The sequence below is a fragment of the Lentzea xerophila genome (assembly GCF_051094245.1).
Classification (GTDB): domain Bacteria; phylum Actinomycetota; class Actinomycetes; order Mycobacteriales; family Pseudonocardiaceae; genus Lentzea; species Lentzea xerophila.
The window spans coordinates 3,271,988-3,286,127 of the sequence record NZ_CP194934.1 but is presented as its reverse complement, the minus strand read 5'-3'; the positions used below and the strand labels follow the sequence as shown (position 1 = coordinate 3,286,127).

Below are 14,140 nucleotides of genomic sequence, written 5' to 3'. Positions count from 1 at the left end.
AGGCACGGGGAGGCGGATCGTCAGCGGCGCGAAGGCACTACCGGGCGCGGACGATGTCGACTGGGTTTCGCGATCGTTGATGCGCTCGAACCGGCGCCGGCGAGTCGAGCACCGTCAGGGTCCGGCGAGCGGGGGGTTCAGTCGGCGGTTTCGGTGCGGCGGAGGAACTTCATCACTCGAAGGTTGCGACCGTCGGCCGACAGGTGCAGGCCGGTCGTGGGCTCGAAGTGCTCCCATCCGCCTTTCCACTGCAGGCGCAGCGGCACGTCCGGGTTCTCGACGTACAACTCCCGGATCGTGAGCGGCAACCTGGTCCGGCGGAAATCCTCGGCGGCGACGTCCAGGTAGGCGTTCGGCCGCAGATCCCGGCGCTGGACCCGCGACTCCGCGTTGGTTCTCGCTGCGTGCATTGACGGTGCTCCATCCGTTGGGCGGCAGAGGGCCGGTCGGACCGATGTGTCGCACGTCCCTTCGCTCAACCACCACGAGCGTGAGTCACTCCGGCCGCCGGCACACTGTGGAAAACCGCAGCCGCGGATGCGGAGCACTAGGGCCTGTGTCGAAGTCCCGTTCGATGAGAGTCGCGCCTGAGGTGGTTTCTGGTGGTGCGGCCGGACGGGCCGCATACCGGTGTTGTATGTGGGTCGTCCGGCCGTGCCGCCAGGGGCCGCCTCAGGCCCGGCTATCGCGGACATGGCCTTCGACACAGGCCCTAGTTCCGTGCGGCCGGCTACTTCCCGATGCAGCCGCACTCACCGTGAACTCTTCTTGCCCAGCAACAACAACGCGGTGCAGGACAGGTGCCTGCACCGCGTTCTCATCCGGTCAACCGGTCCGTCCCGGCCTGCGGGATATGCGATAGCCGTCACACCTGCCCGCACGTACCGTCGCCCGCATCGGCATGAATCACGGCGAAGGAGGAGCTGTGGAACAACGGAACGACGACATCAACACGGACACGCGCGCTGCCGGCGATTTCTTCCGTCCCTTCCGGACGTGGTGGTTCGAGGAACCGGAAATGTTCGAACCCGTCATCGTGCGGGGAGTGGACTGACCGGAGGTCGAGCCGATTCGTCCTCGACGTCCTCGTCCACGAGGGGCAGCGACGTGATCACGCCGTCCACGTACAGCGCCCAGGTCGGCCCGCTCATAATCATTTCAGCCGGAGGTGCGGTGCGGGCTCGAACACGGCCCGCTCCGGTACCAGAATGGGTCTGCGTCATCTGACTTCCCTTCCACCGGTGGTTGCCGCGTCAGGCGGCATCGAGCAGGCCGGACTCCGGCAGGGAGGTGCGCAGGACCCGCAGCGCCTTGTGCACCCTGCTCTTCACGGTGCCGACGGGCACCTGCAGGACGTCCGCGGCACCCGCGGCGGTCCGGTCGGCGAAGTACACCTCGACCACCGTGCGCCGGTACAACGAGGGCAGCACGTCGAGTGCCTTGTCCACGACCATGCGTTCGATCACCTCGTCGCTGCGTTCGGCGATGCTGGTCGGGTCGTAGTCGGTCAGCTCGACCTCGTTCGGCCGGACCTGACGGCTGCGGTACTGGTCGACGACGATGTTGTGCACCACGCGCATCAGCCAGCCGCGGACCGAACCCAGGTCGTCGGTGAGGCGGTCGATGTTGCGCAGCGCGCGGATCCAGGTTTCCTGGACGGCGTCTTCGGCCCGATGGAAATCACCGCGGGTGAGTCGCGCGGCATAGGACAGCAACCCAGGCCCGTGGGTCTTGATGATGGCTTCCATCGCCGACATTTCTCTTCCCTCCCGTATGTTTCTGCGGTGAGGAAAGGATCACGGTTCCCGGCGCGGAAATCAGTAGGACTACCCCTCCTGCCGTCCAGGGCGATCCCCCCGGCTTCAGGGGGACTCCCCCGCCGCGGGGGTAGGGTTTTCCCCAGTCCGCTGGTGGCGGCCGAGTGCGATCAGTGCGGCGCGGCCACCCAGCAGAGCGACCCCGGCGACGAGAATGCCCACGAACCACATCGCACGGCGGGCAGGGCCGGGATCCACCTGCGCCGGCATCGGTACGACCAGTCGTTCCACGGCGGCAGGGCTTTTCTCGGACTCCCCCGCGGCGAGCACCGTCGTGACGGCGGCCACCGGGTCCACGATGCCGTGTCCCACCAAGGGATTCGGCACGGGGCCTGCCGGTCGGTCGGCCGTGGCGAGCAGACGTTCCGCCACTCCGGACGCGGGCAGCGCGTCGTGGTAGTCGCGGACCAGCGCCGCCGCACCGGCGACGAACGCCACCGCGAGTTCCGGCGCCGAGCCCGTCCGATGGCCGGCACCGCTCGGCGCGATGCCCACGAGTTGCTCCGCGGGAGCGGCCAGGGTGGGATCGGCGCCGAGCGAGCCCTTGGCGTCGCCGCCGCCGGGTCCCACAGGTGCGACCGCCAGCACGCCGGGAAGGGCCGCGGGATAGGCGCGCTCCCCCTCCTTCGGCACTGCCGCGGGCGCGACGACGACAACGTCGCGCGCCACCGCGTCGGCGACCGCCGCCCGCAGCGCCTGGTCGTCCACCGCGGTCACCACGCCCACGGCGATGACCCGAGCGCCACCGTCCACAGCGGCCCGGACGCCCCTCGCGAGCCTCGCCGGGTCGACGTTGGCGGGGTTGTCGGTCACTTTCACGGGCAACACCTCGGCGGCGGGCGCGACACCGGTGAAAGCGCTCCCCTCCACCGGCCTCGCGGCCAGCAGCCCGGCCAGGAACGTCCCGTGGCCCGAGCAGTCGCTGTCGCCGGCGCCATTGGCGAGGTCGGTGCCGCGCAGCACGGCGCCGGCGAGCGCGGGCGCCTGCGCACTCACCCCCGTGCCGACCACCGCGACCCTCACCGCCCCCTCGGCCAGTGACCAGGCCCGGGACGCCGCCATCCGGCGCTGGGCCCACGACTCGGACTCCACGACCTTCTCCTCGGCGGCCGCGCAGTTCTGGGCCGCAGCCGCGGGCGCCGCCACCCATGCCGGCGTCGTGAGCAACGCGATCACCACGGCGACACCCGCCATCTTCGTCACGACGTCTCCTCCAGCCACCCGATCTGCAGCCCCGTGACGTCGCGCCGGGTCACCAACATGCCGCGCCCCGGCGGCAGCTGCCTTCCCCTGCCGCCGTTGAGCAGTGGCATCTCGTTGGGCGGCATCGACAACGCGAGGTCCGGCGTGTTCGACTCCTGGAGCCTGCGCACGACGGAGTCCATCGCGGTCCTGCTCGACCCGGCGGCGGCGCGGGCCAGCACGACGTGCAGCCCGATGTCACCCGCCTGGGGCAACAACTCGACCAGCGAGTCGAGCGGACCACCGAGAGAACCCACGAGCAGGTCGTAGTCGTCCACCATCACGAAGATCTCCGGACCCGACCACCAGTCCCGCTCCCGCAGCCTGCTCGGCGCGATGTCCGGACCGGGAACCCTGGCCTTCAGCTCCTCCACCACCGGGCGGATCACCTCGGCCCCGGCCGCACCGGACACCGCCACGCCACGCCGGTACTCCTCCGGAACGCTTTCCAGCATCGAACGGCGGGGGTCCACGACGACCACCTGGGCCTGCTCCGGCGTGTAGATCTTCGGCACGGCGGCCGCGATGAGCCGCAACACCGCGGTCTTGCCGCTGCCGCTGTCGCCCACCACGGTGAGGTGCGGTTTCTCCCCGAAGTCGTGCCAGACGGGCTGCAGGTCCAGTTCGCCCGCGCCGAGCGCCACCCTCGGTCCTCGCATGGGCTCTGGCAGTTCCGCCGCGGGCAGCACCGACGGCAACATCCGCACCGCCGGCGCCCGGTCGCCCTGCCAGCTCTCCGCGACCGCCTGCACGAGGTCACGGGTGGCTTCGGCGAGCCCGTCGATGCCCGCATGTCCGTCGACGCGGGGCACCGCGCCGAGAAAGTGCAGTTTCTCCGCCGTGAGACCGCGGCCGGGCGCCTTCGGCACCTGGGCCGCCTTGCGCATGTCGATCACCGAGTCGATCGCGTCGCCCAGCCTCAGTTCGAGCCGGGTACCCAGCTGGTCGCGCAAGGCGCTGTGGATGTCGGACCACCTGTTGGCGGTGAGCACCAGATGCACGCCATAGGAGAGTCCGCGCTGAGCAAGTTCGCGGATCGTCTGATCGTGTTGTTCGAAGTCGGCGCGCAATGATCCCCATCCGTCCACGACGAGGAACACGTCGCCGTGGGGATCGTCGGTGAACTCACCGCCGGCGCGACGGGCCCGGTAGGCGCCCATGCCTTCGACGCCGTGCTCCGTGAACACCTGCTCGCGGTGCGCGAGCACCGCTTGCACCTCGGCGATGGTGCGGGCCACGCGCTCGGCCTGCATCCGCGAGGCGACACCGCCGACGTGCGGCAGGCCCTCCAGCGCGGACAGGCTGCCGCCACCGAAGTCCAGGCAGTAGAACTGCACCTCGGCCGGCGTGTGCGTGACGGCGAGGGTGGTGATCAGCGTCCGGAGCAACGTGCTCTTGCCGGCTTGCGGGCCACCCGCGATACCGACGTGGCCACCGGCTCCGGACAGGTCGACCAGGTGCAGGTCCCGCATCTGCTCGAACGGCTTGTCCACCACACCGACCGGCACCACGAGGCCGCCGCGCGAGGGCAGGCCCACCGCCGACAGCCCGAGGTCCGGATCCGGCTCCAGTGGAGGGAGCAGCTGGTCCAGTGCCGGCGGCGTGTCCAACGGCGGCAACCACACCTGGTGCGCGGGCGGTCCCTGCCCCAGCAACCGGTCCACCGCCACGTCCAGAACGGACTCGTTGGTCTCTGTCAGGTTCTGTGCGGGCTCCTGCTCGGGCGCGGCCGGCAGAGGCATCCTGGCGGCGCCGAACGGCACCACCTGCCTGCGCACCTCCTCCTGCCGTTGCTCGGCGGTGCGGCGACGGTGCTTGCCCGACACGTAGGCCGCCTTGAAGCGCACCAAAGTGGCCACATCGCTGCGCAGATAGCCGTTTCCCGGCGCACTCGGCAGCTGGTAGGCGTCCGGCACGCCGATCACCGAGCGGCTCTCCATCGCCGAGAACGTGCGCAGGCCGATCCGGTAGGAGAGGTGACTCTCGAGCTTGTGCATGCGGCCGTCCTCGATGCGCTGACTGGCCAGCAGCAGATGCACGCCCAACGAGCGGCCCAACCGCCCGATCATCACGAACAGTTCCGCGAAATCCGGGTTCGCGGCCAGCAGTTCGCTGAACTCGTCCACGATCACGAACAGCGTCGGCAGCGGATCCAGCGGCGTGCCGGACTGCCGCGCGCGCTCGTAGTCGAGCAACGAACTGTAGTTGCCGGCGGACCGCAGCAGCTCCTGCCTGCGCACCATCTCGCCGTGCAGTGCGTCCTGCATACGAGTCACCAACGGCGCTTCGTCGGCGAGGTTGGTGATGACCGCGGAAGTGTGCGGCAGCCGGTCGAGCCCCAGGAACGTGGCACCGCCCTTGAAGTCGACCAGCACGAAGTTCAGGATCTCGGACGAGTGCGTCATCGCCAGACCCAGCACGAGCGTGCGCAGGAGTTCGCTCTTGCCGGAGCCGGTGGCGCCGATCAACAGGCCGTGCGGTCCCATGCCGCCCTGTGCGGACTCCTTGATGTCCAGCTCGACCTTCGAGCCGTCCTCCGCGATGCCGAGCGGAATGCGCAGCCGGTCGGCGTCGAACTCCGTGCGCCAGAGCGTGCGCGGATCGAGCTCGTCGAGATCGGTGACGCCGAGCAGTCGCGGCAGGTCGAAGTCGACGACCATCGGTTCGGAGACCTCGGTGGTGCCGCCGAGCCGGTACGGGGAGATCACCCTGGCCAGCGCCGTCGCCTTCGCCGTGCTCAGCCGGTCCGGGACGCACAGCGCGTTGCGCACCTGCTGGCCGGTGCGGTCGACGCGGATCATGTGGACCTGATCGGGAGCGACTTCGAGGCGCAGCCGCGCTTTGCCGCCCGACACGCCGAGGTGACCGGACACGTCCAGCACCACGACGTTGCGGTAGCCGGCACCGGCGAGGCGGGACTCCGCCGGGGCCTCGACGCCGTCGAGGACGACCACCACGAACGGTTCCTCGCTGCTCGGCGCCGCGCCGGGTTCGAACCGCGCCCGCCCACCGAGCTCGGTGTCCAGCAGCTCGGTCAAGCCGTCCACTCCGTCGGCGAGCAACCGCACCTGACCGGCTCCGTCCTGCTCGGTCGGGTGCTGTGCGTGCGGCAGCCACTTCACCCAGTCCCACGTGCCGGCCTGCTCCGCGCCGGCGCACACCGCGATCCTGAGGTCCTCTGGCGAGTGGAAGGTCACCAGCTGCGCGAGCATCGACCGCACCAGGCCACGGATCGCGTCCTCGTCGCCGGAGAACCTGACCTGGGCGAAGCCGCGCAGGAACAACGCCGTCGGCTGGTTGGCGAGGGTCGTGTAGGCGTTGATGAAGCGGCGCAGCGCACGGGCGGACAGCGGCTCCAGGTCCGCGACCGGTTTGGTGCTGAGCGGACTCATGGTCATCGCCAGCCGCTGGGGACCCACGCCCATGCGGATCTCCGCGAAGTCGGCGTGCGCCGCGCGCCGCTCCCACAGGCGGTTCGTCATGGCCACCGACCACAGTCCCGCCGGATCGGGGTGCCGCCAGGCGAGGGCCGTCCGCTGGCGGTCGGCCACCGACCGCACCTGCTTGCGGGTCTGCCCGAGATAGCGGAGGTAGTCACGCCGTTCCCCGTGCAGGCGCTGCCGGCGTTCGGCACCACCACGACCCGCCTGGCTGACGACCATGACGACCGCCATCAGGGCCATCATGCCCGCCATGCCCATGCCCATCGCGGGGTTGCTGGGCCCGATCATCACCAGCATCATGACCGCGCCGCCGATGGTCATCGGCAACATGATCAGCGCCGAGCCGAGCCCCCCGCCGACGCTTTCGGGCAGCACGGGCGGTTCCTGCAGCGACAGCTCACCGCCGGGCATCTCCGGCGGTTGCTCACGTGCCTGCCTGCGGAACAACGTCGTCGTCATGTGGGTGGGCTCCTCCGGTCGGGTGTCCGGCCTCCACGCCCTACACGGGCGTCACCCCTGCTGAGGGTTCACTCGGTGACCCACGAACCTTTCGCGGGCGCCACACCGTGGTCAGAGCATGGCCACGATTCAGACCAAGGCGGCCACGAGCTCCGGTGAGATGTGCAGGCTCACGATCTGTGGGCCTGCCTCGCAGGTGGAGCTCGCCGTCCCCGCCCACGTACCACTCGCCGATCTCATGCCCACCGTGCTGGGTCACCTCGATCCGGCGCTGGCGACCACCGGCCTCCCGCACGGAGGCTGGGTGCTGCAACGACTCGGTGAGCCCCCGCTCGACGAGGACCACGGCACCGCTGCAGCCGGTCTCTACGACGGCGACGTGCTGCACCTACGCCCGCGCGACGAGTTGCTGCCGCTGGTGGACTTCGACGACCTCGTCGACGGTGTCCACACCGCACTGTCCAAACAGGAGGACAAGTGGCGGCCGGCGCTGACTCGCCGCGCGTGCGTGGCCGCGATGGGCTTGTGCGCGGCGACCGCCGTACCGGTCGCCGCGCTGGCCGGTTCCGGATGGGCGGCGGTGTCCGGCGCGGCCGGTCTGGCCGTCGCCCTGCTCGCGGCCGCCGCCGCGGTGAGCCGGGTGCTGGACGACAGGACCTCCGCTGTCGTGCTCGCCGCGGTGGCGATGTTCGCGGCGGCGGTCGCGGGCCTCGCGGTGCCGATGGGCGGTGCTCGACCTGAACACTGGTTCAGCGGACCCGGCGTCTTCTCGGCAGGCGTCGCGATCGCCGTGGCCGCCGCGGCCGCCAGGGCCCTGCTGCGCACGCCGGTCCCCGCGTTCACGTCGCTGGCAGCGGCCGGTGTGCTCACCGCGGCAGGTGGAGCGGTCGTGGCGTTCGCCGGTTTCGGCGCGGTCGCGTCGTCGTCGATCGTGGTGACGGTGGCACTACTGCTGACGAAGGTAGCTCCCACCGCGGCCGCCAGGGCCTCGGGGCTCGTCATCGAGGCGGTTCCCACGAACGCCGAGGAGTTCCAGCAGGGTCTCGACCCGCTGCCCAGCGGTGACGTGCTGGACCGCGCCACCCGTGCGGACGCGTTGCTGACGGCGTTCCTCGCTGCCTTGGGCGTGCTCACCGCGACAGGACTCGCCGTCGTGGGACTCGAAGCGGCTTGGGACAGCGCGGCGTTCACCGGTGCCGCCTCCCTGCTCCTGCTGCTGCACGCGCGGGAGCTCACCGGTACGTGGCACCGGCTTTCGGTGCTGTTCCCCGCGGCGACCGGCCTCGCCGTGCTGGCGTGCACCTGGGCCGCACGGCTGCACGTCGCCTGGTGGGCGACCATCCTCTTAGGACTGCTGGCGCTGTCGTTCGCGGCGCTCGCGGGCGCACACCTGTTGCCGGGGCGGAAGCTGGTGCCGCGCTGGGGCCGCTGGGGCGACATCGCGCACTGGGCGTGCGCACTGGCCGTTATCCCGCTGGCGCTTTCCCTGTGTGACGTGTACGGCGCCGCCGCGAACGCGATCGCGTGAACCCTGCCGGCCCGCCGGCACGTGGCTTTGGTGAGAGATCCGGAAGGAGGTACCCGTGTACGGAAGGCGTGACCAGGTCCAGGCGCACTCGTTTCTGGTCGACAGGCTCGTCTCCGCGGTGTTGCGCGCCGATCCCGACTCCGCCGAGCGGCCGTTGCGGCGGACGTCCGTCGGACTGCTGAGCGGTGTCGTGGTCGGCTGCGTGGTGATCGCGATCGTCCTGGTGGTGACGCTTCTTTCGGGCAGGGGCAGCACCAAATGGCGTGAACCGGGCACCCTCGTCGTCGACGAGGACACCGGCAACCGCTACCTGTTCATCGACAACCGGCTGCGGCCGGTGCTCAACTTCGCGTCCGCGCGCCTGTTGCTCGGCAGCGGCATGAAGGTCGCGAAGGTGCGCACGCGGGACCTCGGCGGGACGTCGCAGGGCACCGCGATCGGCATTCCGGGCGCACCGGACTCGATGCCGTCGCGGTCGGCCCCGCAGGCCTGGACCGTGTGCGCCGGAACACAGCAGGACCGCACCGTCCTGACGCTGACCGTGGGCGAGGTCCCCGGATGGTCGGCGGCGGGGCCGCAGGCCGTGCTCGTCCGGGCCGGAGGCGACCTGCACATGGTGTGGCGCGACCGCAGGTTCCGGGTGACCGCCACCTGGGCACCACGCGCACTGGGACTCGACCCGGACACCGCGCGGGAGGTCGATCCCGCGTGGCTCAACGCGCTTTCGGCGGGACCGGATCTCGGTGCCCTCAAGCTGGAGCGCGGCGGCCAGGGGCCGGTCGTCGGCGGCATGCCGACCACCGCCGGGCAACTGGTCACCGTGCCCGACGCGGTCGGCGACACGGCCTACGTGGTCGCGCCGGCCGGTCTCGTGCCGGTGACGCCCACGGTGGCCGCACTCGCCGCCGCGGACCCGGCCGCGAAAAGTACGCCACAGCTGGAGATCACGCCCGCGCAGCTCGCCGAACAGCCGGTGCTGCCGGCACCCGAGTGGCAGGCGCGACTGCCGCCGGCTCCGCCATCACCGATGAACACCACGGAGCAGGCCCCCTGCGTGCGGTGGGCCGACGACAGGGCGACGCTGGTGACCGCGCCACTGCCGAGTGGCCCCGGCCGAGGCGCCGACCCGCCCGGCATCACCCGCGACGACCGAGTCGCCGACCGGGTGGAGATCGCCCCCGGCGCGGGCGTGCTCGCGCGCACCCGGCCCGCACCCGGAGTACCGGGAGCCGGTCTGTACCTGATCACCGAAACCGGTGCCAAGTTCCCCGTGGCGAGCAGTGATGCCGCCACGGCACTGGGACTACCGGTCGAGTCGGCCCAGCCGGTCCCCGCGGACCTGCTGGCCCTGCTGCCGACCGGACCTGTCCTGGACCGCATCACCTGACAGATTCCCACCGTTGCAAGGAGAACACCTGTGAGTCGTTTCGCCTACGAGGACTCGGTCTTCATCTCGATCATCAACGCCACGCACGCGGCGCTCGACAAGATGGGCCACGTGAACGGTCAGGTCCTGGGTCTCGCCGGCCAGATGTCCGTCGTCAACAACTCGGCTTCGGGTGTCAAGCTCGCCGGTGCTCTCGGCGACTTCAACTCGGGCTTCACCCGCGTGTCCAACGACCTGAGGACGCTCAACGAGAAGGCCAACGCGCTGCTCAACCAGAACCGCTCGGTCAACGCCGACACCGACAGTGCGGCCAACACCGTCCGCTGATCCTTCCCCGACCGCAACTCCGAAAGGACGTCCGGCCAATGAGCCAGTTCGACATCAACAACAACGGTTACCTCGAGGTCAACGAACAGCTGCTCCGCCACGTGAACAACGTGGGCGAGATCATCAACGAGATCAACGGCGCGCTGGCCGGCATCTCGGCGGCCACCGACAGCAAGGCGACGCCGATCTGGCTCGAGCTGCAGCGAAACTGGAACGCGGCCTACGAGGAGATGAAGACCAAGCTCAACGTGAGCACGATGAGCTCGATCAACGTGCACCAGATCTTCACGGACGGCGACAACGCCGGCGCGAGGATCATGATGAGCTGACGCGGCCGGCATCGGATGTCCACATCGGACATCCGATGCCTCCTCTCCTGCCCCAACCAACAACAGCAGAGGTCGCACCATGGCAGAGAAGATCACGTTCGACGAGGAGAAGTACAACCGGCTCATCAAGGCGATGGACGAGCTCGAGCAGGGGTTGCTGTTCAAGGCCACCAAGCACGGAACCACGCTGCTCAACTCCGACCTGACCCTCCAGCCGGGCACGCAGCACTGGGAAGCGGCGAAGAACCTCGTCGCCAAGGGCAGGGAGTTCGGCGGTTCGGTCGAGCAGCAGAACGAGCTGCTCCGCCAGGCGATCGTGAAGTTCCGCAACGCGCTCGTCGCGGCCAAGACCGTTTTCAAGGAGACCGACGACCTCGCCACCTACGACATCAGCCGGTTCGTCGCCGAGTACCCGGACTTCAACGCGGGGGGCGGCTTCAGCGGCGGCGTCGGCGGCGTCGGCGGCGTCGGCGGCGTCGGCGGCGTCGGCGGCGTCGGCGGTGCGGGTGGCGCCGGCGTCGGCGGTGCGGGCGCCGGCGGCGCCGGTGGCGGATCCAAGTAACAGCGGCGAAACAGAAAGGAGCGGACCGTGGCACCGCCTACTCTCCCCGGGACCGGGGACTACTCCGGAGCGACGTTCGAGCAGATCCTCTTCGCTGTGTCCGGGCAAGGTGTCGACCTGCACCAGCACCTCGACACCGCGAGTAGCGGCGAGCACGCCTGGTTCAAGTTCGCGGCTGCCCCTGGACCGCAAAACCACATGCATTACCGCGCCTGGGACAAGTACTACTTCGGCGTGGACGTCAACACCTCGGCCTTCCTCAACTGGGCCGGCCTGGTGAGGGAAATGGACAAGCTCACGTATCCGATGTTCTCCGCCAAGACCGGGCTGATGGACGTCCAGCGGTTGTGGGACGCCAAACACGTCTCCAACGCCTACGTCACCTGGCTGACCGAGAGCCTGGCGTCGACGAACGCCTGGGTGAAGGGTCTGGAGAGCGACGACTCCGGTTTCAAGGGCAAGGCGGCGTACGCCATCCAGGTCAACCTGCGAAGGCTCGCGTTCACGTTCGACGACATCCGTGGCCAGATCATGGAAGACCGCAGACCCGCCGTGCCGCAAGCGATGCACGACTCGGCGGCGGCACTGTCGATCTTCGGTCAGAGAATGGCCTCCAGCTGGGCGGAGCACGACCAGTTCCTGCTCACACAGGCGCACAACGCAAGTACGGCGATCTTCGCCAACATCCGCGACTACATCGCAACTCAGGGCCTGTCCGTCGCGTACAAGGGCCATACCGGTCCCTATACCTACGTCCTCGACGACCTCGGCAGCCAGACGGAACGCGAGGCGCACATCAAGCAAAGGCTGCGCCTCTACGAGGGCGGGGCCACCTACAGTGGCATGAAACCGCTGCCTGCCGGCTTCCCTCCCATCTCCGGTGACCTCACGACCGCGGCGTTCTGGGACTCCGTCAACGCGGCGATGAGCACCTACCTGCGCACCGAGCTGCAGAAGCTCGACGCCAAGGCCCGCACGCAGATGTCCTTGCTCTCCCAGGCATACACCACCACCTACCAGTCGCTCGACGATCTGAAGACCAACCCGCCACCGACCATCGGCAGTCCTCCGCCGAACATCCCCGGCGGCGGTGGCGGCGCCCCACCACCGCCGGGCATCGTCCCACCACCCACGTTCACGATCAGCAAGCCGCCACCGGGTTTCGATGGCGACGGCGGCGCCGACGGCGGAGGCCCTCCGCCTCCCAAGATCTTCACCAAGCTCGCCGATGACGGCCCCGGCAGCGCCGGTCCCCCGCCCAACGGGTCGGGTCCCGGCGGCATCGACCTGTCAGGACTCGACGACGGCTTCGGCGGCGGCGGTTTCGGCTCCGGCGGTACCGCGGACGTACCCGGCGGGTCCGACATCGCCGACGGGCTCGACGACCTGCCCGGCTCCGGTGACGGCTCGTTCGGGTCCGGCGGCCTACCCGGCGTGGTGGGACTCGGCGGCGGCCTGCCCGGACTGGGCTCCCCGGGGAGCCGTGGTTCCAGCGACCGCAAGGGCGCCGGGGACACCGCCGACGGCTCCGGAGGTTTCACACCGCCGCCGTTCCCGGAGTTGCCCCCTCCCGGCAGTCTCGGCAGCGATGCCGGGCCTGACGGCGAAGGATGGGCACCGGATGCTCACGGCAGCGTGAACCAGCCACCGGGCGGCGAGCCCGGCGTCGTCCCGCCGGGGCCGGCCTTCGGGGACATCGGCTTCGGGCCAGGTGCGTCGCCTGGCTCCTCACTCTCCGACCTGCCGGACGGCGTGTCGCCCTCCGATCTGCCGACGATGCCCGGCACCAGCCCGCCCGGCGTCTCGGGCAGTGGCGAGTTCGGGGGCGCCGGGTTCGGCGCGGCCGACTCCGGCACGACGGGAACGGGCAGCGCGGCGTTCGGCCAGAACGCCGGGGACGGCTGGGCCGACTGGGCTGGGCGTGCCTCCAGCGACTCTTCCGGCGCGGGTGCGAACCCCGCGGCGGTCCCCGGCCGTGATGACAACAGGACGGGGATGCCGTTCATGCCGCCGATGATGGGCGGCATGGGCGGGATGGGCGCCCAGAACGGCAACAACAACCAGCAGGAACGCGAACGTCAGACCTGGTTGTCCGAGGACGAGGAGGTGTGGGGCACGGACGGCGGGGCCGGCATCGGCGTCATCGGTCTGCCCGACTCCGGGGTCGAGGACGACGAGCAGGTGGCACCGAGCCACGTTCACCTCCGTTCCACCGCGGCACGCAGGACCACCGCTCCGCGCGAGCGGACCTCCGAACAGCGCAGCGCGGAGTCCGGCTCCACGACCTGAGTCCCGCCACCGGCAAAGAGAGGAACTACGAATGTCCACTCCGCTGCACAACGAGATGGCGGCGGCCATGGCCGGTCTTCGTGAACAGCAGACCCGCATCACGGACGCGATCGGCCGGCTGCAGTCCGCGAGCACCACCGTCACGAGCGACGACCGGCTCATCGAGGCGACCGTCGACGGCCAGGGCAAGCTTACCGGGCTGAAACTGTCGGGCAGGCGGTGGCGCGACCTCGCGCCGAAGGAGTTCGCCGCGCGACTGGTCGACGTCGTCAGCCGCGCGCAGGACGAGTCCGCGCAGAACAGTGCGGAACTGGTCTCCGGGTTGATGCCCGGCGGGATGGACCTCGATCAGCTCCGCAACACCGCGCCCGATCTCGACGCGATGCTCTCCGCCGCCCTCGAGGGAATCGACGGCCGGAGGGTCCGATGAGCGAGAACAGGCTCAGCGTCGACACCGACGCGTTGCTCCGAAGCGGAGTGGACGTTCTCGGCGCGACCGAGCTCGCGAAGTCCATCAGCCGGGACCTCCTGTCAGCCGTGGAGACCTATCGCGACGCGGGCGGCACCGGCGAGATGGGCGAGCAGTTCGAGCGGGGTTACGTTCCCGGCGCGAAACGCGGAGTGGACTTCGTGAACCTGTTGAGTGACACGCTCGGCGATGCCAGCCAGCGGACGGTCGACACCGCGCAGTCCTTCTCGAACTCGGCTGACGAGGCCAACGCGGCCGCGAGCAACACCGCCTAGGAGCACCACCATG

13 protein-coding genes are annotated in these 14,140 nt (G+C 70.0%); 9 read left to right on the top strand and 4 right to left on the bottom strand.

Features of this window, described 5'->3' with window-relative positions:
- Positions 1-137: 137 nt before the first annotated feature.
- Entirely contained in the window at positions 138-410 is a 273-nt protein-coding gene (locus ACRSBM_RS15760; RefSeq protein WP_434444135.1) for a DUF5988 family protein, read from the bottom strand.
- 515 nt (positions 411-925) lie between these two features.
- On the opposite strand from ACRSBM_RS15760, the gene ACRSBM_RS15755 reads away from it, so the two are divergent.
- Complete coding sequence (locus tag ACRSBM_RS15755) at positions 926-1,054, top strand: hypothetical protein (RefSeq protein WP_434444134.1); 129 nt, start codon at positions 926-928, stop codon at positions 1,052-1,054.
- Positions 1,055-1,253: 199 nt separating this feature from the next.
- On the opposite strand, the gene ACRSBM_RS15750 is transcribed toward ACRSBM_RS15755, so the two are convergent.
- From ACRSBM_RS15750 to eccCa, 3 genes are all read right to left on the bottom strand, one after another.
- Entirely contained in the window at positions 1,254-1,757 is a 504-nt protein-coding gene (locus ACRSBM_RS15750; protein ID WP_434444133.1) for a sigma-70 family RNA polymerase sigma factor, read from the bottom strand.
- A gap of 105 nt (positions 1,758-1,862) precedes the next feature.
- The gene (locus ACRSBM_RS15745) at positions 1,863-3,011 is read right to left on the bottom strand and encodes a S8 family serine peptidase (protein ID WP_434453092.1); all 1,149 of its coding nucleotides are present in this window, start codon (positions 3,009-3,011) and stop codon (positions 1,863-1,865) included.
- A gap of 5 nt (positions 3,012-3,016) precedes the next feature.
- Positions 3,017-6,961 (bottom strand): type VII secretion protein EccCa, encoded by a 3,945-nt coding sequence (eccCa, locus tag ACRSBM_RS15740; protein WP_434444132.1) that lies wholly within the window; start codon positions 6,959-6,961, stop codon positions 3,017-3,019.
- A gap of 118 nt (positions 6,962-7,079) precedes the next feature.
- Here eccCa and eccD point away from each other — a divergent pair, with 118 nt between their 5' ends.
- The 8 genes from eccD to ACRSBM_RS15700 all read left to right on the top strand — a co-directional run bounded on the left by eccD (position 7,080) and on the right by ACRSBM_RS15700 (position 14,127).
- Positions 7,080-8,489: a type VII secretion integral membrane protein EccD gene (eccD, locus tag ACRSBM_RS15735; RefSeq protein ID WP_434444131.1), complete on the top strand. Its 1,410-nt coding sequence runs from the start codon at positions 7,080-7,082 to the stop codon at positions 8,487-8,489.
- Between the two features lie 55 nt (positions 8,490-8,544).
- Positions 8,545-9,876 (top strand): type VII secretion protein EccB, encoded by a 1,332-nt coding sequence (gene eccB, locus ACRSBM_RS15730; RefSeq protein ID WP_434444130.1) that lies wholly within the window; start codon positions 8,545-8,547, stop codon positions 9,874-9,876.
- A gap of 30 nt (positions 9,877-9,906) precedes the next feature.
- On the top strand, positions 9,907-10,203 hold the full coding sequence (locus tag ACRSBM_RS15725) for a hypothetical protein (protein WP_434444129.1): 297 nt from the start codon (positions 9,907-9,909) through the stop codon (positions 10,201-10,203).
- Positions 10,204-10,241: 38 nt separating this feature from the next.
- The gene (locus ACRSBM_RS15720) at positions 10,242-10,532 is read left to right on the top strand and encodes a WXG100 family type VII secretion target (RefSeq protein ID WP_434444128.1); all 291 of its coding nucleotides are present in this window, start codon (positions 10,242-10,244) and stop codon (positions 10,530-10,532) included.
- Between the two features lie 79 nt (positions 10,533-10,611).
- Positions 10,612-11,094 carry a hypothetical protein gene (locus ACRSBM_RS15715; RefSeq protein WP_434444127.1) on the top strand — a complete coding sequence of 161 codons (483 nt, stop codon included), beginning with the start codon at positions 10,612-10,614 and terminating at the stop codon, positions 11,092-11,094.
- A 27-nt stretch (positions 11,095-11,121) separates the two neighbouring features.
- The gene (locus tag ACRSBM_RS15710; protein ID WP_434444126.1) at positions 11,122-13,383 is read left to right on the top strand and encodes a hypothetical protein; all 2,262 of its coding nucleotides are present in this window, start codon (positions 11,122-11,124) and stop codon (positions 13,381-13,383) included.
- A 31-nt stretch (positions 13,384-13,414) separates the two neighbouring features.
- Complete coding sequence (locus ACRSBM_RS15705; RefSeq protein ID WP_434444125.1) at positions 13,415-13,813, top strand: YbaB/EbfC family nucleoid-associated protein; 399 nt, start codon at positions 13,415-13,417, stop codon at positions 13,811-13,813.
- Positions 13,810-14,127 (top strand): hypothetical protein, encoded by a 318-nt coding sequence (locus ACRSBM_RS15700; RefSeq protein WP_434444124.1) that lies wholly within the window; start codon positions 13,810-13,812, stop codon positions 14,125-14,127. Before ACRSBM_RS15705 ends, ACRSBM_RS15700 begins: the two co-directional genes overlap by 4 nt.
- Positions 14,128-14,140 lie beyond the last annotated feature (13 nt).